Origin of the sequence: Asticcacaulis sp. (genome assembly GCA_024707255.1) — a bacterium.
Lineage (GTDB): Bacteria > Pseudomonadota > Alphaproteobacteria > Caulobacterales > Caulobacteraceae > Asticcacaulis.
In genome coordinates this window covers 638,744-664,494 of sequence record JANQAC010000001.1, presented here as the reverse complement: position 1 = coordinate 664,494, position 25,751 = coordinate 638,744, and the positions used below count along the sequence as shown (strand labels likewise).

At 61.7% G+C, this 25,751-nt stretch carries 22 protein-coding genes and 1 pseudogene; 20 read left to right on the top strand and 3 right to left on the bottom strand.

What is annotated here, in order from left to right; translation table 11 throughout:
* Positions 1 to 36: 36 nt before the first annotated feature.
* Positions 37 to 1,536 carry a pyruvate kinase gene (gene pyk, locus NVV72_03210; protein MCR6658382.1) on the bottom strand — a complete coding sequence of 500 codons (1,500 nt, stop codon included), beginning with the start codon at positions 1,534 to 1,536 and terminating at the stop codon, positions 37 to 39.
* Positions 1,517 to 1,720 (bottom strand): hypothetical protein, encoded by a 204-nt coding sequence (locus NVV72_03205; GenBank protein MCR6658381.1) that lies wholly within the window; start codon positions 1,718 to 1,720, stop codon positions 1,517 to 1,519. Before NVV72_03205 ends, pyk begins: the two co-directional genes overlap by 20 nt.
* Before the next feature lie 268 nt (positions 1,721 to 1,988).
* Here NVV72_03205 and NVV72_03200 point away from each other — a divergent pair, with 268 nt between their 5' ends.
* The 16 genes from NVV72_03200 to NVV72_03125 all read left to right on the top strand — a co-directional run bounded on the left by NVV72_03200 (position 1,989) and on the right by NVV72_03125 (position 18,506).
* A complete protein-coding gene (locus NVV72_03200) occupies positions 1,989 to 3,365 on the top strand; it encodes a sugar MFS transporter (protein ID MCR6658380.1) in 1,377 nt (458 codons plus the stop codon).
* Positions 3,366 to 3,477: 112 nt separating this feature from the next.
* Positions 3,478 to 4,398 carry an ROK family protein gene (locus NVV72_03195; protein ID MCR6658379.1) on the top strand — a complete coding sequence of 307 codons (921 nt, stop codon included), beginning with the start codon at positions 3,478 to 3,480 and terminating at the stop codon, positions 4,396 to 4,398.
* 1 nt (position 4,399) lies between these two features.
* Complete coding sequence (locus NVV72_03190; protein MCR6658378.1) at positions 4,400 to 6,094, top strand: carboxylesterase family protein; 1,695 nt, start codon at positions 4,400 to 4,402, stop codon at positions 6,092 to 6,094.
* Positions 6,095 to 6,353: 259 nt separating this feature from the next.
* Positions 6,354 to 6,761: a tol-pal system-associated acyl-CoA thioesterase gene (gene ybgC / locus NVV72_03185; protein MCR6658377.1), complete on the top strand. Its 408-nt coding sequence runs from the start codon at positions 6,354 to 6,356 to the stop codon at positions 6,759 to 6,761.
* Between the two features lie 105 nt (positions 6,762 to 6,866).
* Positions 6,867 to 7,592, top strand: coding sequence for a protein TolQ (gene tolQ, locus NVV72_03180; GenBank protein MCR6658376.1), 726 nt, complete (start codon positions 6,867 to 6,869; stop codon positions 7,590 to 7,592).
* Positions 7,593 to 7,596: 4 nt separating this feature from the next.
* Entirely contained in the window at positions 7,597 to 8,085 is a 489-nt protein-coding gene (locus tag NVV72_03175; GenBank protein MCR6658375.1) for a biopolymer transporter ExbD, read from the top strand.
* A gap of 4 nt (positions 8,086 to 8,089) precedes the next feature.
* Positions 8,090 to 8,920, top strand: coding sequence for a hypothetical protein (locus NVV72_03170; protein MCR6658374.1), 831 nt, complete (start codon positions 8,090 to 8,092; stop codon positions 8,918 to 8,920).
* Between the two features lie 33 nt (positions 8,921 to 8,953).
* On the top strand, positions 8,954 to 10,279 hold the full coding sequence (gene tolB, locus NVV72_03165; GenBank protein MCR6658373.1) for a Tol-Pal system beta propeller repeat protein TolB: 1,326 nt from the start codon (positions 8,954 to 8,956) through the stop codon (positions 10,277 to 10,279).
* A 281-nt stretch (positions 10,280 to 10,560) separates the two neighbouring features.
* Positions 10,561 to 11,109 (top strand): peptidoglycan-associated lipoprotein Pal, encoded by a 549-nt coding sequence (gene pal / locus NVV72_03160; protein ID MCR6658372.1) that lies wholly within the window; start codon positions 10,561 to 10,563, stop codon positions 11,107 to 11,109.
* 250 nt (positions 11,110 to 11,359) lie between these two features.
* Complete coding sequence (locus NVV72_03155) at positions 11,360 to 12,319, top strand: SH3 domain-containing protein (GenBank protein MCR6658371.1); 960 nt, start codon at positions 11,360 to 11,362, stop codon at positions 12,317 to 12,319.
* Between the two features lie 156 nt (positions 12,320 to 12,475).
* On the top strand, positions 12,476 to 13,435 hold the full coding sequence (locus NVV72_03150; GenBank protein MCR6658370.1) for a tetratricopeptide repeat protein: 960 nt from the start codon (positions 12,476 to 12,478) through the stop codon (positions 13,433 to 13,435).
* 230 nt (positions 13,436 to 13,665) lie between these two features.
* Positions 13,666 to 14,964, top strand: a complete 1,299-nt coding sequence (tilS, locus tag NVV72_03145) for a tRNA lysidine(34) synthetase TilS (GenBank protein ID MCR6658369.1) — start codon at positions 13,666 to 13,668, stop codon at positions 14,962 to 14,964.
* A gap of 180 nt (positions 14,965 to 15,144) precedes the next feature.
* Positions 15,145 to 17,046 (top strand): ATP-dependent zinc metalloprotease FtsH, encoded by a 1,902-nt coding sequence (gene ftsH, locus NVV72_03140; protein MCR6658368.1) that lies wholly within the window; start codon positions 15,145 to 15,147, stop codon positions 17,044 to 17,046.
* Between the two features lie 73 nt (positions 17,047 to 17,119).
* Positions 17,120 to 17,482, top strand: coding sequence for a ribonuclease E inhibitor RraB (locus NVV72_03135; protein MCR6658367.1), 363 nt, complete (start codon positions 17,120 to 17,122; stop codon positions 17,480 to 17,482).
* A gap of 122 nt (positions 17,483 to 17,604) precedes the next feature.
* Positions 17,605 to 17,961 (top strand): DUF2200 domain-containing protein, encoded by a 357-nt coding sequence (locus NVV72_03130; GenBank protein MCR6658366.1) that lies wholly within the window; start codon positions 17,605 to 17,607, stop codon positions 17,959 to 17,961.
* The gene (locus NVV72_03125) at positions 17,958 to 18,506 is read left to right on the top strand and encodes a dihydrofolate reductase family protein (protein MCR6658365.1); all 549 of its coding nucleotides are present in this window, start codon (positions 17,958 to 17,960) and stop codon (positions 18,504 to 18,506) included. The genes NVV72_03130 and NVV72_03125 overlap by 4 nt, the downstream gene beginning before the upstream one ends.
* A 9-nt stretch (positions 18,507 to 18,515) precedes the next feature.
* On the opposite strand, the gene NVV72_03120 is transcribed toward NVV72_03125, so the two are convergent.
* A complete protein-coding gene (locus tag NVV72_03120; protein MCR6658364.1) occupies positions 18,516 to 19,946 on the bottom strand; it encodes a hypothetical protein in 1,431 nt (476 codons plus the stop codon).
* Positions 19,947 to 20,196: 250 nt separating this feature from the next.
* Here NVV72_03120 and NVV72_03115 point away from each other — a divergent pair, with 250 nt between their 5' ends.
* The 4 genes and pseudogenes from NVV72_03115 to lpxC all read left to right on the top strand — a co-directional run bounded on the left by NVV72_03115 (position 20,197) and on the right by lpxC (position 25,676).
* Positions 20,197 to 21,135: a cell division protein FtsQ/DivIB gene (locus NVV72_03115; protein ID MCR6658363.1), complete on the top strand. Its 939-nt coding sequence runs from the start codon at positions 20,197 to 20,199 to the stop codon at positions 21,133 to 21,135.
* Positions 21,136 to 21,155: 20 nt separating this feature from the next.
* Positions 21,156 to 22,543: pseudogene (gene ftsA / locus NVV72_03110) on the top strand (cell division protein FtsA).
* Positions 22,544 to 22,953: 410 nt separating this feature from the next.
* Positions 22,954 to 24,633, top strand: coding sequence for a cell division protein FtsZ (gene ftsZ, locus NVV72_03105; GenBank protein MCR6658362.1), 1,680 nt, complete (start codon positions 22,954 to 22,956; stop codon positions 24,631 to 24,633).
* Between the two features lie 149 nt (positions 24,634 to 24,782).
* Complete coding sequence (lpxC, locus tag NVV72_03100) at positions 24,783 to 25,676, top strand: UDP-3-O-acyl-N-acetylglucosamine deacetylase (GenBank protein MCR6658361.1); 894 nt, start codon at positions 24,783 to 24,785, stop codon at positions 25,674 to 25,676.
* Positions 25,677 to 25,751: the final 75 nt, after the last annotated feature.

Below are 25,751 nucleotides of genomic sequence, written 5' to 3'. Positions count from 1 at the left end.
GTTTCCGGAGCCTAAAGCGAAAGCTTTGATTTAGCGTTACTTCTCGCTGTCGTCGAATTCGGCTTCCTGGGTATTGGTGCGCGAAACGCGGGCAACGCGCAAGGAGTTGGTCGAGCCCGACTTGCCGAACGGCATACCGGCGACGATGACGATATCCTGGCCGGGCTCGGCTATGCCTTCGGAGCGCGCCAGCTTGGAGGCGACGGCCACGGTCTCGGTCATCGAATGGGTGATCGGCGTCAGGATGGGATGCACGCCCCAGGTCAGGGCCAGGCGGCGGGCGGTTTCGACGTTCGGCGTCAGGCCCATGATCGGGGCGGTCGGGCGTTCGCGGGCGACGCGCAGGGCGGAACTGGACGAATTGGTCATGGCGGCGATGGCCACGGCGTCGATGGTCTGGGCCACTTGGCGCGCGGCGGCGGCGATGGCGCCATTGGTCGTCTTTTCCGGTTCCGGGCGGCGGCGGTCGGTCATGGTGCGCCAGCCGTCGTCCGTTTCGACGCGGGCGACGATGCGGTCCATGATGGTGACGGCCTCGACCGGGAACTGGCCGGCGGCGGTTTCGGCGGAGAGCATGACGGCATCGGCGCCGTCAAACACAGCGGTGGCGACGTCAGAGGCTTCGGCGCGCGTCGGCGTCGGGGCTGAAATCATCGATTCCAGCATCTGGGTGGCGACGATGACCGGCTTGCCGGCGGCGCGCGAAGCCTGAACGATGCGCTTCTGGGCCAGCGGCACTTCTTCTGGCGGCAGTTCGACGCCAAGATCGCCGCGGGCCACCATTATGGCGTCGCTGAGGCTGACGATTTCGTCAAGATTATCGAGCGCCTGCGGCTTTTCCAGCTTGGAAAGCACCCAGGCGCGACCCTGGATGATTTCCCTGGCTTCCAGCACGTCTTCCGGGCGCTGCACGAACGACAGGCCGATATATTCGACGCCGCGTTCCAGCGCGAAAGCCATGTCCTCGCGGTCCTTTTTCGTCAGGGCGGGGATCGGCAGAACCACGTCCGGCACATTGACGCCCTTGCGGTCGGAGAGGCGGCCGCCATTGACGACGATGGTTTCCAGGTGATCCTCGCGCACATGGGTGACGCGCAGTTTCAGCTTGCCGTCATCGAGCAGCAGGTGCGAACCGATCTGGGCGGCGGCGATGATTTCGGGGTGGGGCAGGTTGGCTCGGCGCGAATCGCCCGGCGTCGGATTGAGGTCGAGGCGGAAGTTCTGGCCATTGGTCAGCACCACGGCGCCGCCCATGAAGCGGCCGACACGCAGCTTCGGGCCTTGGACATCGGCCAGGATGCCGATCGGATGCTTAGAGCGGGCTTCGAGGTCGCGGATCAGCTCGATATTGCGGCCGTGATCTTCGTGGCTGCCGTGCGAGAAATTGAGCCGGAAAACGTCGGCACCGGCCTGGAAAAGCTGCGCCAGCATCTCGGCGTTGGAACTCGCAGGCCCCAGGGTGGCGACGATCTTGGTTTTACGGCGGCGGAGGATTTTCAATTCAGATCTCACGGATTTAAAGACAATCCATAGCATTGGCCATAGCATTGGCCAAAGCTTTGGCCATGGCCTTTTCGCCGGATTGCCGGGCATTGCGCGCAGGGCGTTTTTCGCGTGCGACAAAGCCTTTATTCTCCCGCCGGGTCAAGTTTAATTTTATGCTGCGCCGCAAGGTGTGACAGCGCTGTCTAAATTTATTTTTTTGTTGAAAAATTGTCATACTTAACCGGCGGCAAGGCTTATTATTTACCCGTACCTCGTTTTTTCCTTTTATGGCAAGGCGGATCGCTCGCCGAAGAGGCGTGACCACTTGTCAGACAATTATTTTGAATATACCTCTGTCGTCCGGTTGGATGTGGAATTGCTGCACTGCGCAACGTTTTTCATTTGCCAACACCGCAAAAACACGTTTTTTGCAATTTGATTTATTTAACCGGTGAAGGCAGCTTGCGCGCACTTCACCCATAACAGTGCAACAGGCAGGTCATATGTCCGAATCCTCAACAGCGCCAAAATCAGGAGGCGGTGGCCTCTTACTGGCGGTTATCTACGTCACGTGTCTCTTCTTTATCTGGGCCTTCGTGACCAACCTGATCGACCCGCTCGTCAAGAGCATGAAGGTCATCTATACGCTCACCGATTTTGAAACCCAGCTCAACCAGTTCGCCTTCTTCATCGCCTATGGCATCATGTCGATTCCGTCGGCGGCCTATCTGGCGAAGAACGGCTACGCCAAGTCGATCGTGCTCGGCCTTGTCGGCATCGTCGCCGGCTGCCTGATCGCCTGGTCGACGGCCTATTCGCACAACTTCATCACCGTCCTGCTCGGCCTGTTCGTCGCCGCTTCGGGCATCACCCTGCTCCAGGTCGCGGCCAACCCACTGATCGCCTCGATGGGCGATCCGAAGGGCTCGCACTTCCGCCTCAACCTGTCGCAGGCTTTTAACTCGATGGGGGCTTATCTCGGTGGTATCTTCGGCGCCAGTTTCCTGCTCAAGGGTGACCTGTTCGTTCAGAACGCCACAATCACCCAGGCGATGAAGGACACTGGGCTCAGCTTCGTGACCAATGTCTACCTGTTGCTGGCCGTCGTTTTCGCCGTCTTTACCCTGGCCGTGTTCCTGGTGCGCAACACCATCACGCACCACGCGCCCAAGATGGCCGAACACGCCGAATCGCCATTCTCGGCGCTTAAGTCAAAGTGGGCCAATCTCGGTTCGCTCGGCATCTTCCTCTATGTCGGCGCCGAGGTCTGCGTGATTTCGGGTATGATCTTTTTCCTTGAGCAGGCGCAAATCCTCAACGTGCCGTCGCAGGTCGCCGGTTATGTCGGACCGATCTTCATGCTGTTCGCCATGTTTGGCCGTTTCGGCGGCTCGGTCCTGCTGCGCTACTTCAAGGCCACCACCATGCTGGCCTTTGTCGCCACCTGCGCCTCGATTCTCTGCCTGATCGTCATCGCCACCTATTCGATGCCGGCCACGCCGCTTGGTGGTTCGGTGACCTTGCCGGGTGATTTCATCGCGCCGCTGACCATGGGCTTCATTCCGGGCTGCGCCGCCATCCTGATCGGCCTGTTCAACTCAATCATGTTCCCGACCATCTTCACCATCACGCTCGAACGCTCGACGGCCCCGGCCTCGGCCACCTCCGGCCTGATGTGCATGGCGATCTGCGGCGGCGGGTTTATCTCGATCCTGTACGGCTTCACGGTTGACCAGCTTGTGGCGCATTTCCCGATCGGCGCGCGTTCGCTCGCTTTCGGCGTGCCGCTGATCTGCTATCTCTACGTCCTGTGGTTCTCGCAGGCCGCCAAGAAGGCTCATGTCCACGTCATCGAAGAAGGCGTGAGCGTCGGCCACTAAACACCATGGCCGGAAATAAAGCCCCTGAAAATGCCGGCCCGGCGTTTTCAGGGGTTTGCTTTTTGTATTAAATAAAATAAAAATAAGAAAAACTGGGGACGAGACAAAAGACATGTTGCATATCGGCGTTGATTTCGGCGGAACGAAGATCGAGGCGGCCGCGCTGTCGCCCTCCGGTGAGTTCCTGGCCCGCCACCGGGAGCCGAACCCCGGTAATTATGACGCCGCCCTGACCCTGGTGCGTGATCTGATCGCCCGCGTCGACTCCGAAGCCCGCGCCAAACAGCCCGGCCTCGGGGCCAAGACCATCGGCATCGGTTCGCCGGGTTCGGCTTCGCCGCGTCACGGCCTGATGCGCAATTCCAATTCCACCTATCTCAATGGCCGGCCTTTTAAGACCGATCTCGAAGCCGTATTGGGCCAGCCGATCCGCCTGGCCAATGACGCCAACTGCCTGGCCCTCAGTGAGGCCAAGGATGGCGCCGGCGCCGGCGAGGCAAATGTCTTCGCCGTCATCATCGGCACCGGCTGCGGCGGCGGCGTGGTGGTCAATGGCCATCTGGTCGAAGGCGCCAATGGCCTGGCCGGCGAATGGGGCCATATTCCGCTGCCCTGGCCATTGCCGGAAGAAAATCCCGGCCCGAAATGCTGGTGCGGCCTGCATGGCTGCCTGGAAACCTGGATTTCCGGCTCCGGCTTTGCCCGCGATTTCCATGCCGTAACGGGCCGCTCGCTAAAGGGCGAGGAGATTATCGCCGCCATGCGTGCCGGTGATGCCGAGGCCGACGCCTGTTTCGACCGCTGGGTGCGCCGCCTGGCACAGGCCCTGGCCGTTGTCGTCAATATTCTCGACCCGGACGTGTTTGTCTTTGGCGGCGGCATGTCGAATGTGCCGGAAATGTATGACCGCCTGGCATCGCGCATAGAACCGCTGGTTTTCACCGATCGCTGGGAAGCCCGCTTTGTGCCAGCGCGCTGGGGCGATTCGTCGGGCGTGCGCGGCGCGGCCTATCTCTGGGCACAGGGCCACTAGGGTGAAGGCGGGGCTGGCCGGGCTGTGTCTGCTGGCGGCGCTCGCGGCCTTTCCCGTTTTCGCTCAGCAGCCTATGCGGGGGGGCGATGGCCGCTACCGCATGGTGCTGCCAGGAAAAGCGCCATCGAAACCGGTTCAGCCTGCGCTACCGCCGCCGGTCATAAGTTCTGCGCCGTCCGAAAGCGGCCTTGTGGCGCCTAAGATCGAAACACCGGCGCCGGTACCCGCCGGTCCGCAGCCCGATGTCATCGTGCCGGTCACCGGCGGACAGCTTGGCGGCGAGGCGTGGAGCGACGGCACATTCGCCTTCAAGGCCGTGCCGTTTGCGAAACCGCCGGTTGGGCCTTTACGCTGGACCGCGCCGCAGGATGTGCCGGCCTGGCAAGGCGTGCGCTTCAGTAAAACCAGCGCGCCCGGCTGTTCGCAGGCCGATTACGGCTGGCAGACGAAAATCTCACAGGCGAGTTCGGAGGACTGCCTCTATCTCGAAATCCGCACGCCGTCGCTGAGCCGCGAAGCGAAAAAACCTGTCATGGTCTTTTTCCATGGCGGGGCCAATCGCGCCGGGGCTGGCGAGGGGACCATTTCTTCCGGCCTCGGCAAACGCGATGTGGTGCTGGTCACTCTGCAATACCGGCTGGGCGTCTTCGGTTTCCTGTCGCATCCGGCCCTGACGGCCGAACAAAACGGCGCGTCAGGCAATTACGCCCTGATGGACCAGATCAAGGCCCTGCAATGGGTGCGCGATAATATCGCCCATTTCGGCGGTGATCCGGATAATGTGACGATCTTCGGTCACAGCGCCGGCGGGCAGGATGTCGGGCTGATGCTGGCCTCGCCGCTGGCGCGCGGCCTGTTTAACAAGGCCATCGAGGAAAGCGGCACACCGCAATTCGGCTTTGCGCCGCGCACTTTGGCGCAGAACGAAACGCTGGGCCTCCGGCTGGCCGAACAGTTCAGCAACGATCCCGCCGATAGTGCGAAAGCTTTGGCTGATCTGCGCAGGGCGCCGGCAATGGCGCTGCAACAGGCGGGCGACAAGCTTGAGCCGCCGATGGAGGACGCCAGCTTTATATGGGACCAGGCGACGATCGATGGCCGTGTGTTGCCAAAATCGCCGGCGGAGATTTTCCGGGCCGGCGAGGCGGCGAAGGTGCCGCTGATCATCGGCGTTTCGGCGCGCGAACTCATGCTGGCCGATGTCAGCGCCTCGCTCTACGGCGCCATCGCCACGCGCTTTGGTGAAGACCGTGGCAAGGTGCTGCGCGTTTACAAACTCGATATCGACAAGACCCCGAAGTCCGATCCGGTCCTGGGTGATGCCGCCATGCAATTATCGACCGACCTGATGCTACGCTGCCCGGCCGACTGGATGGCACGTCAGGCGACCGCCGCCGGGCAGGAAGCGTGGCTTTACCAACTCGATATCGACGCCGACCCGAAAGCCGATGTACATCATGGTTCGGAACTGAGCTTTGTCTTCAATGATCGTCCGAAAGGCGTGAAAAAGGACCGCTGGCCGCGCCTCATGGATTACTGGGTGCAATTTGCCAAAACAGGCGATCCCAATCGCAAGGGGCTGGATGACTGGAAATCTTATGGCCGTAAAGGCCGTTATATCGAGTTCACGCGCAAGGGTAGCCAGACGAAGGATGATATGCGCGCGGACATCTGCGCGCTGCTGGCCCGGCCATAAATTATACCTCCCCGGCTTTGCCGGGGAGGGGGACCACAAGCGAAGCGCAGTGGTGGTGGGGCTTCTTGCTTTGAAATACGAGCCACGCGCTTTTTTTAGTAAGATACCCCACCACCAACGCGCAAGGGCGCGTCGGTCCCCCTCCCCACCAGAGGTGGGAGGGCATAAGGGGGTGGCAGCCGAGGCAAACTGCCGCTAGAACGGTCGTATGACCTCAGACTTTCCGCTCTCCGGCCGGATCACCGGCGACCATCACGAACTGCCGGTGCGTATCTATTACGAGGACACCGACTTTTCCGGCGTCGTCTATCACGCCAACTATCTCAAATATTTCGAGCGCGGCCGCTCCGAATATATGCGCCTGATCGGGGTGCATCACCATCAGCTCGCCGCGCTCGATGAGCCGCTGGCCTTCGCCGTCAGTGCGATCAATATCCGTTACCTGACCCCGGCGCGGATCGATGATCTGGTGCTGGTCAAAAGCCGCCTGAGCGCGGCGCGCGGCGCCAGCTTCACCCTCGATCAATGGGTCGAACGCGACGGTCAAAGGCTCGCCGAAGCCCAGGTCCAGGTCGTCTGCATCGACCTGAAAGGCCGGCCGAAACGGCTGCCGAAAGACCTGCAAACCGCCATCAAGGCGCGTGTCGCTGCGGAAAACACGCTGTAAAAGCGTCTTTTTCTGTTCCGGTGCCATAGAAATGTCGCCAATTGTCGGGCATGGTACGGCCATTACAGATTCACTATTCATCTTAACCTAATCCGAGGATGCGACATGAGCGCCAGTTCCGCCGCCAGCTCAGCTACCGACAGCCTTCCCGGCGCCCTGAATTTCCTTCAGCTTTTCCTGCACGCCGATATCGTGGTCCAGGTGATCATGGTGGGCCTGGCCCTGTCGTCGCTGTGGTCGTGGGCCATCATCATCCAGAAGACCGGTGCGCTTAACCGCGTCAACAAGGAGGCCGACGGCTTCGAGGGCGCGCTCAATTCCGGCCGCGCGCTCGATGATATTGCCGCCACGCTCGGCACTCAGCCGAGAGAACCGTTCCAGAAGCTGCTGGTCGCCGTCACTGCCGCCTGGAAGGACTACAAGGGCAAGACCATGAGCGCCGTTCAGGGCGATCTGTTGGTCTCCCAGGTCGACCGCGAAATGAACCATATCATCGCCAATGAAGCCGACACCATCGAAGACGGCCTGAGCATCCTGGCGGTCATCGCCACGGCCTCGCCGTTTGTGGGGCTGTTCGGCACGGTCTGGGGCATCATGAATGCCTTCTCGGCCATTGCCAGTCAGGGCGATACCAACCTGACCACCGTGGCTCCGGCCATTTCCGAAGCCCTGTTCGCCACGGCCATGGGGCTTTTCGCCGCCATCCCGGCCTATATCGCCTTCAACCTGTTCAATTCCAAGGTCGCGCGCTTCACCTCGCGCATGGAAGGCTTCGCCGATGAACTGATGGTGTCCCTGACCCGCCGTCTCGGCGACAAACTGGGGGGCTGATCACATGGCAATGGGAGGTTCAGGCCACGGAGGGGGCAGCCGCCGCGGACGCCGCACGCGCCGCCGCGCCGCCCTGTCGGAAATCAACGTCACGCCGATGGTCGACGTCATGCTGGTGCTGCTGATCATCTTCATGATCTCGGCACCGCTGCTCAATTCGGGCATCAAGATCAACCTGCCAAAGACTGAGGCCGCTGCGTTAAAGGACGAGGGCGAGCCCGTCACCGTGTCGATCGACAAGACCGGCCAGCTTTACGTCAATGACGATCCGGCCAGCTATGACCAGGTGGCGCCGCGCCTTCTGGCCATCACCCGCGGCGATACCGAAACTCAGATCTATGTCCGCGGGGCGGGCGAGGCGACACGGGAGTCCGTCGCCCGCGTCATGGGCAAGCTGTCCTCGTCCGGCTTCAGCAAGATCAGCCTGGTCACCGATACCATGGGCAAGCCTGCCTCTACGACCGCTGTTGAGCCCGAAAGCGTGACCCCATAGACGCATGAAGAAATTCGGACCGTCCTTTCTAGTCTCCCTGCTGCTGCACGTCGGCCTGATCCTGCTTGCCCTGATCAGCCTGCACCTGACGCCGCCGCCGCTCAAGGTGTCGTCCGTGCCGGTGACGATCATCTCCGACATGCCGAGCCGCCAGATGGCGGAAGCCCCGGTCGATGAACTGGCGGTCAAGGCGCCGGAACCGATACCGCAGCCCGAACCTGTGCCGCCGCAGCCGGTGCCGACCCCGCCGCAACCGGTGCCCGAACCGATCAAACCGGCGGCGAAGCCAACGCCGACCCCGCCCAAGCCCGCGCCGGTTCCACCCGACAAGAACGGCCTGAAAAAGCCGGAACCGCCCGCGAAAAAACCAACGCCCGCCAAACCGGCGCCCAAGGCCAAGCCGCAGGATGATCTCCTGAGCCGTCTCGCCGCCACGCCCTCCCAGGCGCCGACGCGCCGCGCGCCTTCAGCCAGCACACAAAAGACGACCGGCGCTTCCGCTTTTGGCTCAGGCCCGGCCGATGCCGGCCTGAAAACGGAAATGAATGCCCTGACCCAGCGGCTCAACAAGTTGTGGCTGCTCAACTGCGATGTGCCGGGCAGCCAGAATGTGGCGCCGGAAATCCGCTTCACACTTTCGCCCAATGGCCGTGTTACCCAGGGGCCGGAGTGGGTGAACAAACGTAATGACCCGGTCTGGCAGGCAGGCGCTAATCTGGCCCTGGCCGCCGTCAACAAGGGGCAACCCAATGCATTCACCGACCTGCCGGATGGTCTCTATAACCGCCCGTTGAAGATTATTTTTGATGCCCGAAAGGCCTGCCAGGGACGCTAAAGTTTGCGACCGAACCCGACCAAAGGAGCGACCATGAAACTGATGAACAAAATTCTGGCGGCGGTGACCGGCGCGCTGATGCTGGTATGTATCCCCGCTTTTGCTCATGCGCAGGATGAACTGACCGGCACGGTTGATCAGGGCAATATCCAGCCCCTGCCGATCGCCATCGCCATTGGCGGCAATGACGCTTCGGGCGGCGATCTGGGCAACAAGATTTCCAAGGTGGTGATGAACGACCTGGAAAGCTCCGGCTATTTCGCGCCGATCAATCCGGCCGCCTTTATCCAGCAGAACCCCGATGTCGCCGTCCAGCCGGAATTCGCGGCTTGGAAGACGATCAATGCGCAATATCTCAGCAATGGCCGCGCCTTTGTTGATTCCGACGGCCGGTTGCAGGTTGATTTCCGCCTGTGGGATATCTTCTCGCAGAACCAGCTTCTGGGGCAATCCCTGACCGCCACGCCGGAGAACTGGCGCCGCATCGCCCACAAGATCGCTGACGCCATCTATGAAAAGCTGACCGGCCAGGAGGGCTATTTCGATACCCGCATCGTCTTCGTGGCCGAAAGCGGCTACAAGACGGCGCGTATCAAGCATCTGGCTATCATGGACCAGGACGGGGCCAATCCGTCCTACCTGCCGGTGGCCGGCAACAATACCAAGGTCATGACCCCGCGTTTCTCGGCCGACAGCCAGGAAATCGCCTATATGGCCCTGACCGCCGACAGCGCCCGCATCTATATCTATAATCTGGAAACCGGCCGTCAGGAGGCCGTGGGGCAGATCAAGGGCATGGCGTTCGCGCCGCGCTTCTCACCCGATGGCTCCAAGCTGGCCTTCTCGGTCAGCCAGGGCGGCGCCACCAATATCTATGTCATGGATCTGCGCACCCGCTCTATGACCAAGCTGACCAGCGGCGGTTTCATTAATACCTCGCCGTCCTTCTCGGCTGATGGCGGCACGATCGCCTTCACCTCCGATCGCGGCGGCTCGCCGCAGATCTACCTGATGAACGCCTCAGGCGGCAATGTGCGCCGGATCACCTTCGGTGGCGGCTCCTATTCCACGCCTGTCTTCTCGCCGAAGGGCGACCAGATTGCCTTCACCAAGCAGTCGGGCGGGCGGTTCTCCATCGGCGTCATGGATGCCGGCGGCGGCAATGCCAAGCTGCTGACCTCCTCCTATCTCGAAGAGGGGCCGACCTGGGCGCCCAATGGCCGCTACATCATGTTCTTCCGCGAGAGCCAGGGCGGCAATCCGTCGCTGTGGATGGTCGAGGTCACCGGCCGTGTCGAGCGTGCCGTGCCCTATCCCGGTGGCGCCTCCGACCCCGCCTGGTCGCCGCGGTTGAAGTAGGCGGCTGAACAGGATGGAAGCTTTGTAATTATAAGCTGTGAAAGGATTGGGCAACCATGTCCACAAACCGAAAATTCATCAGATTTGGTGTAAGGCGGTCGTGAAATTGCCCAATTCCGCCGCAAGATGGAAAAAATATCCAGTTCTCTGGAAAAATGACAACGCCCGTTTGACAAAAGTTAACAGCCATATCATCGTATCTTTATAAGTTTTGTGCATAATCCCGTCACAGAACAGAGATATGTTCAGCGCATTCTATTGAAATGAGAGGATTCAACATCATGGTATCGACCAAGTCCGTAGCAAAGTTTGCCGTAATGGCCCTGGTTATGGCGTCTATGGCGGCCTGTACCAGCAAGCCGAAGCCTGTGATCGAGCCGACCCCGGCTCCGGCCCCTGAGCCCGCGCCGCAGCCGGTTCCGCAACCGCCAGTCGCCGAAGCGCCGCTGCCGGGCATCGTTCCGGGTTCGCAGCAGGACTTCGTCGTCAATGTCGGCGACCGCGTCTATTTCGACACCGATTCCTCCGACATCCGCTCTGACGCGCAGGGCATCCTGGCCGCCCAGGCCGCCTGGCTCGTCCGTTATCCGCAGGTCAATATCCGTATCGAAGGCAATGCCGACGAACGCGGCACCCGCGAATACAACTTCGCTCTGGGCGCCCGCCGCGCGCAGGCCGTTTCGGACTTCCTGGCCGGCAAGGGTGTAGCCGCCGGCCGTATCTCGACCATCTCCTACGGCAAGGAAAGCCCGATCGACAACGGTTCGGGTGAAGACGCCTGGGCCAAGAACCGTAACGCCCACACCAGCCTGACCTCAGGCGCGCAATAAGCTTCAAACCGGCCTTAATCTGTCGGTTTTTGGATTGAAACTCATGCCCTCTGGCCGTAAGGTCAGGGGGCATGATGCGTTTCAGGGGGCATCCGTTCCCGGCGCTGTCACACCTGTTCAGTTCGGCCCAATAGGCCGCCAGTCAGTTCGCGTATTTCTGATATTTTCCGGTCATCCTGCCTTCGGCTTGCGCATAGCCGTTGCGGCGGGTTGTCCACCTGTTTTCAATCGATTATTGGGGAGCTGTTCCATGACATTCAATTCCATCCGCAAATCCGCGGCAGCCGGTGCGGCGATCGCCGCCGTGCTTGGCTTGGCCGTGACTGAGCCAGCCTTTGCCCAGGCCAAGGCCAGCAAGGCGCAACAAACCCAGGACAAGATGATGGCCGGTTTGCCGCACTGTTCGGCCAAACTCGGCACCATCTCGGTCGTCAATGGCGATGACCCGTCGGGCTGGACCAATAACAGTCTGGCGGCGCCGCAAAAGCTGCTCAAGGTCATCGTCCAGAAATCGGGCTGTTTCTCGCTGGTCGATCGCGGCGCCGGCATGGATGCGGCGGCGCGCGAACGCGATATCGGCGGCAGCCTGGGTCTGCAACACGGCTCGAACATGGGCAAGGGCCAGATCAAGGCGGCGGATTTCGTGCTGGTGGCCGAGGTCGGCAGCGCCGATTCCAATACCGGTGGCGGCGGGGCGGCGGGCCTTCTGGGCGGTCTGGTCGGCGGCCGGGCCGGGGCGATCGTCGGAGGCTTCCGCACCAAGAAGAGCGAGGCCGATGTGGTCCTGTCGCTGACCGATGTGCGCACATCTGAGTCCAATTCGTTTGAGGGCCATGCCGCCAAGAATGACCTGAGCTGGGGCGCCGGTGGCGGTATCGGCTTCGGCGGCGCGGTCGGCGGCGGCTACGAAGATACCGATATCGGCAAGATCGTGACCCAGGCGTTCATCGTCGCCTATGCCGAAATGGTCAATAATCTCGGCGGCATCGATGTCGGCGGCAAGGAAGCGGCGCCGAGCCGCAGCTTCACCGTCCAGACCGCGACCACCCTGCGTTCGGCGCCAAATACCACGGGCAAGGTGATCCGCGCCCTGCCGGTGGGGCTGACAGTTTACCCGACCGGTAACAAGGACGGCATGTACTGGGAAGTGGCTGACGACAATGATAATGTCGGCTGGGTGAAGAACGACAGCCTGGCGGCTTCGCAGTAAGCGCAAGGCGTTTGAGCTGCAATAAAGGGCGCGGCCGTGAGGTTCGCGCCCTTTATTTCGCCGGATGCAATTTAGGGTTTGCGTCTTATTTCAGCCTGACTATGTTGTTAGTTATAAGATAATTCCCTGGTTTTCGAGTAAAAGGGCGATCTGCACATGACGGATAGTAATATGACCCGCCGTGGTTTGCGTACAGGCTTACGTGGCAAGATGGCCGCCGGCCTGTCCATTCTGGCGCTTTTCCTGCCTTTGACGACGATTACCCTGTCTGTCGTTGCGCCCGCCGGCGCCCATGCCCAGATATTCGGCGACGACGATGATGAAGAAATCCCCGGCCAGCAGCCGACCGACAACACGGTCTGGGACGCCAAGAAGCTGCAAAAGCTGGATCGCAATGTCCGCAAACTGGAACGTGCGGTGTCGCGCGTCGAGAACAAGAAGGGTGCACCGCCGATCCTGATCGAGCCCGATCCCGAAGTGGTGGCGCTACAGGCCACGGTCGACAGCCAGGCGCGCAAGCTGGACCAGCAGGCCGGCTCGATCACCACCCTGATCGGCCAGGTCGAGGAGTTGCAGCACCAGAACCAGTTGCTGCAGCAGGCGCTGACCAATCAGACGGCCCGCATGGATACCCTGACCAAGCGCGCTGATCTCGCCGACGCCCATATCAAGGATCTGGAGGCGCAACTGGCGCCGCCGCCGCCGCCTCCGGCTTCGACCGGCAGCGCCCAGGGTGATTTCGACCAGGCGTTCAGCCTGATGAGTTCCGGGCAGACGGATGATGCCGGCCGCGCCTTCGAAGCCTTCACCACGGCCTGGCCGCAATCGGCGCAGACTCCGGAAGCCTGGTTTCGCCTGGGGCAGGTCCGCGCCATGAAGTCCGATCCATCGGGTGCCGTTTCGGCCTTTGCCACTTCGCTCAAGGGCTGGCCCAAGACCTCGTGGGCGCCGGAAGCCACGGTCAGGCTGGCTCAGGCGCTGAATGACAGCAATCGTCCGGCGGATGTCTGCGCCTCGCTGGCCCAGTTCGACAAGGTCTATGCCAAGCTGGCCACCAATGAAATGCGCAACCAGGCCAAGGCTCTCAAGGACAAGAACAGGTGCGGGGCGGTTTAAACCTTAAGGTTTGCCACGGATAAGGCACGGATTTCAGGGTCTGTTTTCCCAATCAGATATGCTTTCCGCTATATTTCCCTGAATAACGGCTTTGCCGTCGATGATGTATCGTCCCCACCATGTTTGGAAATATATCCTGAAATCCGTGCCTTATCCGTGCCGCCGCGAAGCGGCATCCGTGCCTTATCCGTGGTCAAACTTCTTTTTTGCCTTTAAGTTGCCCGCGCATAATGAGCCAGGCCGTTTCAGATAAATTCCCCGACTTCGCTGCCCGTCTCGATGGTGACGGGCCAATCGGCGTGGCCGTCTCCGGCGGCGGCGATTCCGTGGCGCTTTTCTATGCGCTGGCGGAATGGGGCCAAAGACCGCTGGAAGCCTTCTGCGTCGATCACGGGCTGAACCCCCAAAGCGCGCAATGGACGCAATCCGTGAGCGATCATGCGGCGCGAGTCGGCGCCGGTTTTACGGCCCTGTACTGGCAAGGCGAAAAACCTTTGACCGGTCTCGCGGCAGCGGCGCGCCTGGCGCGGCATCGCCTGCTGGCGGAAGCGGCGCGGGAAAAGGGCGTGTCCGTGCTTTGCCTGGCCCATACTGCCGATGATATCACCGAGGCTCAGGCCATGCGCGCGCAGGGCTCCAATGTCGGCGCGCCGAAAGCCTGGGCGCCGTCACCGGTCTGGCCGGAGGGGCGGAATATATTCCTTTACCGGCCATTTCTCGATATAAGGCGGGAGACTTTGCGCGATTACCTGCGGGGGATCGGCGTGGTGTGGATCGATGACCCGGCCAACGAAAGTCCGCAGTCCCTGCGCGCCCGAACACGAAAGCATTTGCGCGAAAAGCCGATGGAAGCGCAAGCGCCGGAAGGTGAAACATCCCTAACGGCAGCGCAGTTGCAGGCCCTGCTGCACCTGCCGGAAATGCTTATTCCCTTTGGCATGGTCGCTTTCAGGGCGGAGGCATTCGATGCCCTGCCGCGGAAAACGGCGCTGAAGCTGCTGGCGACTGCCGCGGTCTGTGCCGGTGGTGGCGATAAACTGCCGGGGCGTGAGAAGGTCGCGGCTCTGTTGGAAAATCTGTCTTCCGGCAAGCCCCTGACCCTGGCCGGCACCCGTGTTTGCCGGCGGGAAGACGTGATCACCCTCAGCCGCGAAGCCGGGGATATCGGCCGAAATCGGCCCGGCACCCTGTCAATCAGCGAAACGGGTGAAGCGGTCTGGGATGGCCGTTTTGCGGTTCGCTCGTCGCAGCCAGGGGAAATCGTAGCCTCCGGTCGTTTACGCGGCGATTTGCCGGCAAACGACAAAGCCTGGCTGATGCGCCTGCCGGCGGATATCCGCCAAAGCCAGCCGGTTTTTGTGTCGACGATTCAAAAAGATAATCAAAATAAATGCTTGCTGACAAACCCGGCCTTAAGACAAAGTGATTATAAGGTCATCGAGACACGATGCCTGGTCGGATCGCGCCTGCGGGCCGCCCTGGGCCTGATCACGACGGAAAGCGACCTGGTACGGGCAAAAAACGATTGAGTCTTTACGCGGATAAATGGCGTGTAGCGAAACCGCTCGGCACGTCCTATATGGAAGAAAAGCCTCATGCCAAAAAGTGGACTGCCGCTTTTTGGATAAACATGAGGCGTCTGATTAATGTAAGAAAACCCCGCGGAGGGGCGGCCCGTTTTCAGGGCCTTATTGAGGATAGACACTGGCATGAACCTGAAGTCCATGGCGATTATCGGCGTGATACTGGCCTTTCTGCTGGGCATTTACGTCGTCATGAACGCCAATCATGGCGCGTTGGTGCCTGATAGCAACAAGCCGGTCGAGATGATTTATTCCGAACTCGTGGCGAATGTGAATGACGGCAAGGTGACGGAAATCGTCATTCATAATGACGAGGCCGCGGGCAAGACCGCCGACGGCAAGAAGTTCCATGCGGTGGTCGGCTTCGATCACAAGGATCTGGATGACGCCCTGGCCCAGAAGAAGGTGCCGACCAAGAAGGAAAGCGGCAAGACGTCGCTGCTGATGAATGTCGTCACCACGCTTTTGCCGGTCATCCTGATCATCGGCATCTGGATTTTCTTCATGCGCCAGATGCAGGGCGGCGGTCGCGGCGGGGCCATGGGCTTCGGTAAGTCCAAGGCGCGCCTGCTGACAGAACACAAGAACCGCGTCACCTTTAGCGATGTCGCCGGCGTGGACGAGGCCAAGGAAGAACTGCAGGAGGTCGTCGATTTCCTGAAAGATCCGTCGAAGTTCCAGAAGCTGGGCGGCAAGATTCCGAAAGGCGCCCTGCTGGTCGGCCCTCCGGGTACGGGTAAGACGCTTCTGGCCCGCGCCGTGGCCGGTGAGGCCGGTGTGCCCTTCTTCTCGATCTCCGGTTCGGACTTCGTGGAAATGTTCGTAGGCGTCGGCGCCTCGCGCGTCCGTGACATGTTCGAGCAGGCCAAGAAGAACGCGCCGTGCATCATCTTCATCGATGAAATCGACGCGGTCGGCCGTCACCGCGGCGCCGGTCATGGCGGCGGCAATGACGAGCGCGAGCAGACGCTGAACCAGTTGCTGGTCGAGATGGACGGCTTCGAGGCCAATGAAGGCATCATCATGATTGCCGCCACCAACCGTCCGGACGTGCTCGATTCCGCCCTGTTGCGTCCGGGTCGTTTCGACCGCCAGGTGACGGTGTCCAACCCCGACCTGACCGGCCGCGAAGCCATCCTGCGCGTGCATATGAAGCCGGTGCCCCCGGCGGTCGATGTCGATGTCAAGGTGATCGCGCGCGGCACGCCGGGTTTCTCCGGCGCCGATCTCGCCAACCTGGTCAATGAAGCGGCGCTGATGGCGGCGCGCAAGGACCGCAAGCTCGTCACCATGCGTGATTTCGAGGATGCCAAGGATAAGGTCATGATGGGCGCCGAGCGCAAGTCGATGGCCATGTCGGAGGAGGAAAAGCGCAATACCGCCTACCACGAAGGCGGCCATGCCATCGTGGCGCTCAAAACCCCGCAGGCCGATCCCGTCCACAAGGCGACGATCATCCCGCGCGGCCGGGCGCTCGGCATGGTCATGCAGTTGCCCGAAGGTGACCGCTATTCGATGAACTTCACCCAGATGACCTCGCGCCTGGCCATCATGATGGCTGGCCGCGTGGCCGAAGAAATCATCATGGGCAAGGACAACATCACCTCGGGCGCCTCGTCCGATATCCAGGCCGCCACACGCCTGGCCAAGTCGATGGTGACGCGCTGGGGCTTCTCGGACAAGCTCGGCTTCGTCGATTACAAGCAGGGCGAGGATGAGTATGGCGCGCTCGGCCGTGATACCTCGGAAGCGACCCAGCAGATCATCGACGACGAGGTCAAGCGTCTGGTCAATGACGGCTATGAAGAGGCCAAGCGCATCCTGCTGGAAAACCTCGACGGCCTGCACCGCCCGGCCAAGACCCTGCTCGACCTGGAAACCCTGACCGGTGATGAAATCGCCAAGATTCTCAATGGCGAGGAAATCGTCCGCGACGAGGAAACCGGCGTGGCGATCGAACTGAGCGCCAATTCAGCAGTGCCGGAAACCGAAGCGGCCCCGACGGCGGTTCCTGTGATCGCTGAGTAGGTTTTCCGGATATATATGTGCTAAAGGCAGGCGGGAGCGCATCCCGCCTGCCTTTTTTCTTTGGAGTTCTGTCATGCCAATCGATTTACCCGCCGATGAAACCGGCGATGTCCTGCGCGCCATGCAGGCCGATGGCGACGACCTGTCCGTGGCGCGCGACATCGATTTCTCGCTGCTGTTCGGTGAGGAGGAGTCGGCGAAAGCCTTCTGCGTGATCTTCGCGGAGAAGGGCTATGAGGTCGATTATGGCCCGTGGGAGATCGACCACGACAATGTCACCGACCTCAATTTCGGCAAGTGGAATGTCCAGGTCGTTCACCACATGGTGCCGGATCATGCCGCCATCACCGCCTTTGAAGCGGAATTGCACGAGGCCGCCGCACCGCTTAACGGCCGCAATGACGGCTGGGGCTGTTTCCAGGTCAATGAGGTCTGACCCAGAGCGCCGATCTGATTGGATCAGATCGGCGCTCTGGTTTTTTTGCTTAACGCACTTTTTAATCCGAAACGTAGTTCGGCGAAGTCAAAAGTGCGTCACACTTTTCGGAAAGTGCTCTAATGACCGGTCACCGCATCTATGCTATGCGTTTTGCCAGCGTCTATCCGCACCTTGTCGCCAAGGCGGAAAAGAAGGGGCGCAGCCGGGAGGAGGTCGACGAGATCATCCGCTGGCTGACCGGTTACAGCCAGGCGGAATTGCAGCAGCATCTCGAAGCCGGGACCGATTTTGAAACCTTCCTGACCGCCGCGCCTCGGCTGAATCCGGCGCGCAGCCTGATTACCGGCGTCATCTGCGGTGTTCGCATCGAGGATATCGAAGAGCCATTGATGCGGGAAATCCGTTATCTCGACAAGCTGATCGATGAACTGGCCAGGGGGCGGCCAATGGCGAAAATCCTGCGGAGTCCATCATGAGCAAGCTTATACTGGCAATGAATGTCTCGATCGACGGCTATATCGATGATCTCGCCGGCACACTGGTGATGGGGCCACCCAGCCCTAAGGTATTTGAGTTCTGGACCGCGACCGTGCGGGATCAGGCGGCGGCGATCTATGGGCGGCGCATGTACGAGCTTATGCGATACTGGGAGGAAGACCGGCCGGAATGGGACGCGCCATTGCGGGCGTTCGCCGATGCCTGGCGCAAACTGCCGAAATGGGTGGTATCGGGCGCGCTTACGGAGGTTGGTCCGAACGCTACGCTTATTTCCGGCGACATCGCGGCGCAGGTCCGCGATCTGAAGACCCGCATCGACGGCACGATCAGCGTGTCCGGCCCGGAACTGGCCGGCCTGATGACCGGTCTGGGGCTGATCGACGAATATCATCTCGTCATGCGGCCCTCTGTATTGGGCCAGGGCAAGCCGTTTTTCCACACTGTGCCGCCACCGCTGCGCCTGATTTCCAGTGCCAGGATCGACGACGACACCCTGCATCTGGTTTACGCGCCCATTGGCTAAGGCTTTGGTCTAAGGCACGCCCTTCCAGAACACCGTACGGCGCGCATAGCTGCTTGCCAGCTTTTTCCGCCAGATGTCATGCGGATCGTGGCGGCCGAAGTCGTCGATATGCCGTGACAGGCTCTCGGCTTCGAGAAAAGGCAGGACGGCGGCTTCGTGCGTGGCTTCACTGAAGGACGCCAGCCGCGCCTCGACGATCTGGCGCTGGAGCAGCAGGGCCGCCAGCGGATAGCGCGATGACAGGCGGTCGGCGGCATAGGTCAGGCGTTCGCCGTCGTTTCCGTCCATCTCGCGCACCCGGTCAATGACCAGATGTGCCGCCCTATCAAACGAGGGCCAGCCGATGAGCAGCGCCAGCGCCGCATTGGCGTCGGGCCAGGCCTTGACCCGGTCCAGTTCCGCGTCCTCCGCCTCGATATCGTCGAAATCGGGCAGGCGCTTGAGGTAGGCGCGCAGATAATCCGCCTGTAAAGTGCGACGGAAGCACTCAAGACGCACATCCTGCGCCTCATCCTTGCGGTCCAGCATTTCCAGCGCCTCAATCCGGGCATTGATCCACTCGGTCGGCATCTCGAAACGCGGGTTTTGCCGGGCGGCGTCCAGTGCCTTCAGCGCATCGGCCGCGCGGCCCGCCTTGAGCAGACGAAGGGCGATCTGCGCGGCGGTGGCTGGCAGGTAGGCGTCGGCCATCAGGGCGATGAAGGCGTCGACATCGCCGAGGGCATCGGCGATCGCCAGCAGGGCCGCCCGCGTACTTTCGGCCCGCGTGCGTTTGCGCAGGGCTTCGGACGCGGCCAGCACCCGCTTGCGCCATCGTTTTACCGGTCGCGGCCGCGTGGCCGGTGAAGCCGCAGGCTCTCTGGCGGCAGCCAGTACAGCGGCCCGCAGTTTTATCAAACCGTCTTCACCGAGGTAGGGGGCCATGAGCGGGATAAGCCCGTCGTTCTGGCCATAGCTGTTGGCCATCTGCGTGGCGGTGATCCGCGTCACCATATCGTCCACGGCGGGTCTGGCCACGGCTGCAATCGCCGCCGCATCCTGGCAGGCGCCGGCCATGATCTCGCGCACGCCGCCCGAGGCATCGCTGGTGCGTTCGATAACCGCATCCCCCAGGGCAATGAACTGCCAGATCAGGTCATGGGCATCCTGCGGCGCTGCGGTCGTCACCTGCTCGGCAATCAGCCGACGCTGGGTATTCAGGTCGGCGCGGAAACCCTTCAGTGTCCGCCAGCCGACATTAGTGGTCGCAGTCCCGATGGCGGTCAGGCGCTTGCGGATTTCATTGCCGAGTTTCGACGGGCTTTCGCTGCCGGCCAGCTCGAGTCGCAGCCGGCGTTTGGCGTTGGCATTGCCCTCGCTGATCTCGATCAGCAGCCGGGCCAGATGCGCGGCGCCCAGGGTTTCCAGGTTCTGGGCGTTGAGGGTCGTCTTGGATGCCATGCCGCCAAGGTAGGCGCAGAGGCGCGGCGATACAAGCCGCAGCGGAATTCCGGTAAATATCGTTACAATTTCCTTACGATTTTCGCAGGCGTTATCACTCTATTAAGGACGTTCTGGCTTTTATAGGCGCTTACCAGCCGGGCGGGAGTATTTGACGAAGCGTGCTTGATCGAGCGCGCGGCGAATATGCTCTTTTTCCGGACAGACTGTGGCCAGAGAACACTTGGCCAAGATGAATTGGAGAGTGCCCATGCCCGCTGTCGTCCGAGGTGGCAGACGTCAAGCCAGCCCCGCCGACACGAAACCGGCGGCGAAGCCTGCGGGCCGCGCCGGGGCGAAGCCGCGCGCGGCAGGCCGGTCTTCCGGGCGCAAGGGCGCGCCGGCGGGCAAGGCGAGCGTCATCGGCACCGTCCATATGCCCAACGAATTGACGGCCTGGTTGGCGGTTCTGGTGATCGCCGGCCTGCTTTCCGTCGTGCTTCTGACCGGCCATCGCGCCGAAGCCCTGGGCAGCGTCATCACCAATTTTGCCGATGCGCGCCTGGCCTCCATCGGCCTGAAACTGCAAAAAATCCAGCTTGTCAATGTCAGCCCCGAAGCCTCGCCCGATGTGCGCCAGGCGCTCAAGTTCGAGAAGGACCAGCCCTTCGCCCTGATGAATCTCGCCGATGTCCAGAAGGCCGTCGAGAATGTCGGCTGGGTGAAATCCGCCACCGTGCGCCGCCAGTTTCCCGGCGTGCTGATTATCGAGGTGGTCGAGCGGCCGCGTCTGGCTGTCTGGCAGTATAACGGCAAGAATACCGTCATCGACGACGAGGGCAATATCATCCCCGAAGCCGTATCGACGCGCTTCGCCGACCTGCCGTTCGTGGTGGGTGAGGGGGCCAATGAAGCCGCGCCCCCCATTATCGAACTGATGCGCCAGCGTCCGGCCCTGCTGGAACAGACCTACGCCCTGCAGCGCGTCAATACGCGCCGCTGGAATATCCTGCTGAAGAATGGCGCGGTCATCAAGTTGCCGGCGCTCAACCAGGAACAGGCGATGGCGCGTCTCGATGTCCTGATGAGCCAGCAGCGTGTGCTGGATCAGGGCTTTGCCTCCATCGACCTGCTCGATCCCGATTCCCTCGTCGTGGTGCCGCTTGAAGCGCACCCCGCCACACCGCCCGCCGCCGTTGTCCTCCCCTAGATCTGACAAGTAGAAAACTCATGTCCAGATTTGAAGATCGCCAAAACGCTAAAGCCGCCGCCATCAATCCCGAGGTGGCAAAAGCCCGCCTCGCGCCTGCGACCGGCGGGGAAGCCGCCGGTCGTCCGCCCGCCTCGCAGGGGCTGATTGCCTCGCTCGATCTCGGCGCCTCGAAGATCGGCTGCTTCATCATGCGGCCCGAAGGCGCGCGCCAGTCCGATCAGTCGATCCGCGTCGCCGGCGTCGGCTATGTCCAGTCCAAGGGCATCCGCGCCGGTTCGGTGATCGACATGGAGGCAGCCTCGCAGGCCATCGCCCAGGCGGTGGAGCGCGCCGAAGCCATGGCCAATGTGTCGATCCAGGGCGTGCGCGTCACTATTCCCGGTGCGCAGACAGCCTCGCACAAGGTGTCGGCCCGGTATCGCTGGGCCTCAAGCCGATCTCCGACCAGGATCTCAACCGCGCTATCGCCTCGGCCCTGGCGCAGGTCCGCTTCCCCAACCGCCGCGCCATCCACCTGCTGCCGGTTTCGTGGAGCGTCGATGACCAGTATGGCGTGCGCGATCCGCGCGGCCTGAACGGGCGCAATCTTGGCCTCGAGCTACTGGTCGTTACCATCGACGAAAGCGTCTTCAACAATATCAATACCTGCGTCGGCCTTGCCCACCTCGAAGTGCAGGCCATTGTCTGTGCCCCGCTGGCCGCTGCCGTGGCCGCCCTGGAAGAAGACGAGAAGGAACTGGGCTGCATCTGCATCGATATGGGCGCCAGCAGCACGACCGCGGCCATCTTCGCCAATGGCACCTTGGTGCATGTCGATTGCCTGAATGTCGGTGGCAGCCATGTCACGGCCGATATCGCACGTGGGCTTTCGACCACCCTGGCCGGTGCCGAGCGTATCAAGACCCTGCATGGCTCGGCTATCGCCTCGGCTCACGAAGACCGCGAAACGGTCGAAGCCCCGCCGCGCGGCGATGACCGCGGCGGCGCACCGATCACCGTGCCGCGCTCCATCCTGAAAGGCATCATCGCGCCGCGCGTCGAGGAAACTTTCGAGCTGCTGCGTGAGAAGATCAAGGCGTCCGGCGTCCAGATCGAGCCCGGCGCGGGTATCGTGCTGACCGGCGGCGCCTCGCAACTGCCGGGCGTCCGCGAACTGGCCATCCGCGTCTTCGACCGGCCTTGCCGGTTGGGCCGCCCGATGCGGGTGCCACATCTGGGTGACGCCGCCGCAGGGCCTTCCTTTGCCGCCACGGCCGGGGTGATCCTGCGCACGCTCTACGGCCCGCGCGACGTGGTGCCGGTGAAGAAAATCATGGCCGCCAAGATCGGTCCGAAGGACGCGCCCACGGGCGGCAGTGGCAATATCATCGCCCGCGTCATCGACTGGTTGAAGAGCAATCTTTAGGCTTACAGGCGCAAACAGCTTATCTGAATGAACCCTCTTCCGGAAACGGGAGAGGGTTCATTGTGTCCGTTCTTGCGCTTCCTGGGCGTTCGCAAATCACTAAGCGCTTACCGTCCATCAAAGCGATGTGTTAACCCTCTGGAAAGGGATGCTCACGCTCCGCGCGAAAAACGCAACCCGCGTGACTCCTTTCTGACTCAATGCCTGTGTAAAAAGTCATACTTCGGTAACTTTGGTTAAAAAATCTTACCAAAACAGGTTCCTTTTTAGCCGACTCAAGTTATCGGGTAACTATTCGTTAAGCATAGTTGTAGTCTCATAAGACCCTGGCATCGGGGATCGGAAAACTCATTCGTTCATCCCGGACGGAGAACCGAATGGGAGAGATCATGAAAGGTTCACTGGATAACATGGCAATTCATCTTTCTGCGCCGCGCGCAACAGAATTGAAGCCGCGTATCGTCGTGTTTGGAGTGGGCGGAGCCGGGGGCAACGCCGTTAACAACATGATCGAAGCCGGCCTCGAAGGTGTGGAGTTCGTCGTCGCCAATACCGACGCGCAGCAGCTTCAGTTTTCGCGCACGGAAGCGCGCATTCAGCTTGGCGTCGGCATTACGCAGGGGCTGGGTGCGGGCGCGCATCCCGAAGTCGGCATGACCGCCGCCGAAGAATCTTCCGACATGATCACCGAGCACCTCGAAGGGGCGCACATGGTGTTCATCACCGCCGGCATGGGCGGCGGCACCGGCACGGGCGCGGCCCCGATAATCGCCAAGTGCGCCCGCGAGCGCGGCATCCTGACGGTCGGCGTGGTCACCAAGCCCTTCACTTTCGAGGGCCGTCACCGGATGCGCCTGGCTGATGCCGGCATCTCCGAACTGCAACGCTATGTCGATACCCTGATCGTCATCCCGAACCAAAACCTTTTCCGCATCGCCAACGAGCGCACCACCTTTGCCGAAGCCTTCGGCATGGCCGACCAGGTGCTGCACGCCGGCGTCCGCTCGATCACCGATCTGATGGTCCTGCCGGGCCTGATCAACCTCGATTTCGCTGACGTCCGTTCGGTCATGTCCGATATGGGCAAGGCCATGATGGGCACCGGCGAAGCCTCCGGCGAAGACCGTGCGCTGCTGGCGGCGCAAAATGCTATCCAGAACCCGCTGCTCGATGAAACCTCGCTGAAGGGCGCCAAGGCTGTGCTGGTGAACGTCACCGGTGGTCTCGACATGACCCTGCATGAAGTTGACGAGGCGGCCAATGCTATCTCCTCGGAAGTCGATCCCGAAGCCAATATCATCTTCGGCGCCGCCTTCGATCCGAACCTGGAAGGCAAGCTGCGCGTGTCCGTCGTTGCCACCGGCATGGACGGTGTGGCCCTGCAAACCCCGCTGACCAACGCCAATTCGACGCCGAAAACCACCACCCAGGCCCCGACCTTCGGCCTCGGCTATGGTTCGCGCACCGAAACGCCGGCTGCTGCTGCTCCGGTTCCGGCACCCGTTCCAGCCCCTGTGGCGGAAGCACGTCCCGCACCGGTCGCCTCGGCGCCCGTGACGCCTGTCGCTGCCCAGCCCGCCGCCCGCTCAAGCCTGTTTGAGGAGCGTCCCGCCCAGCCGACCATCACGCCGGCGGCTGCGCCCGTTCAGGCCCCCGTCCAGGCACAGGAGCCGCGCGTCATCAGCCGGATCGTCGATCCGATGGTCGAAGACGAGGAATCGCCTGCTGCGGTTGCACCGGCTCCCGCACCGCGTCCTGCCGTCGCGCCGCAGATCCAGCGGCCAAATCCCTACGCCCATACCGCGGCGCCGCGTCCCAGCCAGCCAGCGCCCGCGCCGCGCCTGAACACCGAGGAAGAAGGCCGCGAATCCTTCTGGCGCGGCCTGTTCCCGCAGCGCCAGAGTGCCCCGGCCGCACCGGTGGCACAATCCGCGCCGGTCCAGGACGAGGCCGACCGCTATGTGCCCGGTCAGGCTTCGGCCCAGCCGAAGACGAATCTCAACCCGGCCACGCGCTCGGAAGTCCAGCCGTCGATGGATACGGAGGACGATCTGGAAATCCCTTCTTTCTTAAGGCGCCTCGCTAATTAAAAGCTTGTTAAGCAAGGCGTTACAAACGGAAATAGAAGTTCGTTTGTGAACGGGCGCCAAAAATGAGATATCGAATGCGGGCCAGAAATGCGCCCGCATTTTTTTTGCGCCGGATCTATGTACGCGGGGGCGGCAAGAAGGTGAGCGTCATGTTACCTGATCAGAACGAACAGACCCTGGCCCATGCGGCCATAATCGCCGGTATTGGCGTGCATACGGGCGTGCCTGTGCGTATGGTCGTGCGTTCGGCGCCCGCCGGCGCCGGTGTCGTTTTCGTGCGCTCCGATATCACCGACCGCGATAACCGCGTTCCGGCCCTGGCCCATAACGTCACCAAGACCACTCTGGGCACCGTCATCACCAATGCCGCCGGCGTGTCCGTCTCGACCATCGAACACGTCATGGCCGCTTTCGCCGCCCTGAGCATCGATAACGTCATTGTCGAACTGGATGGTCCGGAAGTGCCGATCATGGATGGTTCGGCCCTGCCGTTCGTGCAACTGCTTGACCAGGCCGGTTTCCGCCGCCAGGCTGTGCCGCAGCAGGTCATTGAAATCCTTAAGCCGGTGGAAGTCATCGAAGGCGACAAGCGCGCGGCTTTGCTGCCGGCCGACCAGTTTGAAGTCCGTTTTGAAATCGACTTTCCGGGCACCCCCATCGGCCATCAGGTGGTCGATCTCGCCATTACCGAGCAGTCCTTCCGCGACGAGCTGTCGGCGGCGCGCACCTTCGGCTTCCTCGAAGGTGTCGAAGCCCTGCGCAAGGCCGGCCTGGCCCGCGGCGGTTCGCTGGATAATGCCATCGTCATCGATGGCGACGTGATCCTCAATGAAGGCGGCCTGCGCTTCGCCGACGAATTCGTCCGCCACAAGGCGCTCGATGCCATTGGCGACCTGTATGTGCTGGGTATGCCCATTCTTGGCAGGTTTGAAGGAATCCGTGCCGGTCACGGCCTTAATAATGCCTTGGTCCGTGCCCTATTGTCGCGTCCGGATGCCTACCGCATCGTCACCCGCGGCGCGGCTCTGGCGGATGTCGGCTGACTGGTTAATTACGGTTGGCGCGCGCGCTGCGCTCGTGTAGATGTATCCTCGCACATAAGATTCAAATGGCGTAAA

Bases quoted from the DNA above. Each gene is read 5' to 3' on its own strand.
- pyk (MCR6658382.1), bottom strand. From the start codon at position 1,536: ATGCTATGGATTGTCTTTAAATCCGTGAGATCTGAATTGAAAATCCTC.
- NVV72_03205 (MCR6658381.1), bottom strand. From the start codon at position 1,720: ATGACAATTTTTCAACAAAAAAATAAATTTAGACAGCGCTGTCACACC.
- NVV72_03200 (MCR6658380.1), top strand. From the start codon at position 1,989: ATGTCCGAATCCTCAACAGCGCCAAAATCAGGAGGCGGTGGCCTCTTA.
- NVV72_03195 (MCR6658379.1), top strand. From the start codon at position 3,478: ATGTTGCATATCGGCGTTGATTTCGGCGGAACGAAGATCGAGGCGGCC.
- tolQ (MCR6658376.1), top strand. From the start codon at position 6,867: ATGAGCGCCAGTTCCGCCGCCAGCTCAGCTACCGACAGCCTTCCCGGC.
- NVV72_03175 (MCR6658375.1), top strand. From the start codon at position 7,597: ATGGCAATGGGAGGTTCAGGCCACGGAGGGGGCAGCCGCCGCGGACGC.
- NVV72_03170 (MCR6658374.1), top strand. From the start codon at position 8,090: ATGAAGAAATTCGGACCGTCCTTTCTAGTCTCCCTGCTGCTGCACGTC.
- tolB (MCR6658373.1), top strand. From the start codon at position 8,954: ATGAAACTGATGAACAAAATTCTGGCGGCGGTGACCGGCGCGCTGATG.
- pal (MCR6658372.1), top strand. From the start codon at position 10,561: ATGGTATCGACCAAGTCCGTAGCAAAGTTTGCCGTAATGGCCCTGGTT.
- NVV72_03155 (MCR6658371.1), top strand. From the start codon at position 11,360: ATGACATTCAATTCCATCCGCAAATCCGCGGCAGCCGGTGCGGCGATC.
- NVV72_03150 (MCR6658370.1), top strand. From the start codon at position 12,476: ATGACGGATAGTAATATGACCCGCCGTGGTTTGCGTACAGGCTTACGT.
- tilS (MCR6658369.1), top strand. From the start codon at position 13,666: ATGAGCCAGGCCGTTTCAGATAAATTCCCCGACTTCGCTGCCCGTCTC.
- ftsH (MCR6658368.1), top strand. From the start codon at position 15,145: ATGAACCTGAAGTCCATGGCGATTATCGGCGTGATACTGGCCTTTCTG.
- NVV72_03135 (MCR6658367.1), top strand. From the start codon at position 17,120: ATGCCAATCGATTTACCCGCCGATGAAACCGGCGATGTCCTGCGCGCC.
- NVV72_03130 (MCR6658366.1), top strand. From the start codon at position 17,605: ATGACCGGTCACCGCATCTATGCTATGCGTTTTGCCAGCGTCTATCCG.
- NVV72_03125 (MCR6658365.1), top strand. From the start codon at position 17,958: ATGAGCAAGCTTATACTGGCAATGAATGTCTCGATCGACGGCTATATC.
- NVV72_03120 (MCR6658364.1), bottom strand. From the start codon at position 19,946: ATGGCATCCAAGACGACCCTCAACGCCCAGAACCTGGAAACCCTGGGC.
- NVV72_03115 (MCR6658363.1), top strand. From the start codon at position 20,197: ATGCCCGCTGTCGTCCGAGGTGGCAGACGTCAAGCCAGCCCCGCCGAC.
- ftsZ (MCR6658362.1), top strand. From the start codon at position 22,954: ATGGCAATTCATCTTTCTGCGCCGCGCGCAACAGAATTGAAGCCGCGT.
- lpxC (MCR6658361.1), top strand. From the start codon at position 24,783: ATGTTACCTGATCAGAACGAACAGACCCTGGCCCATGCGGCCATAATC.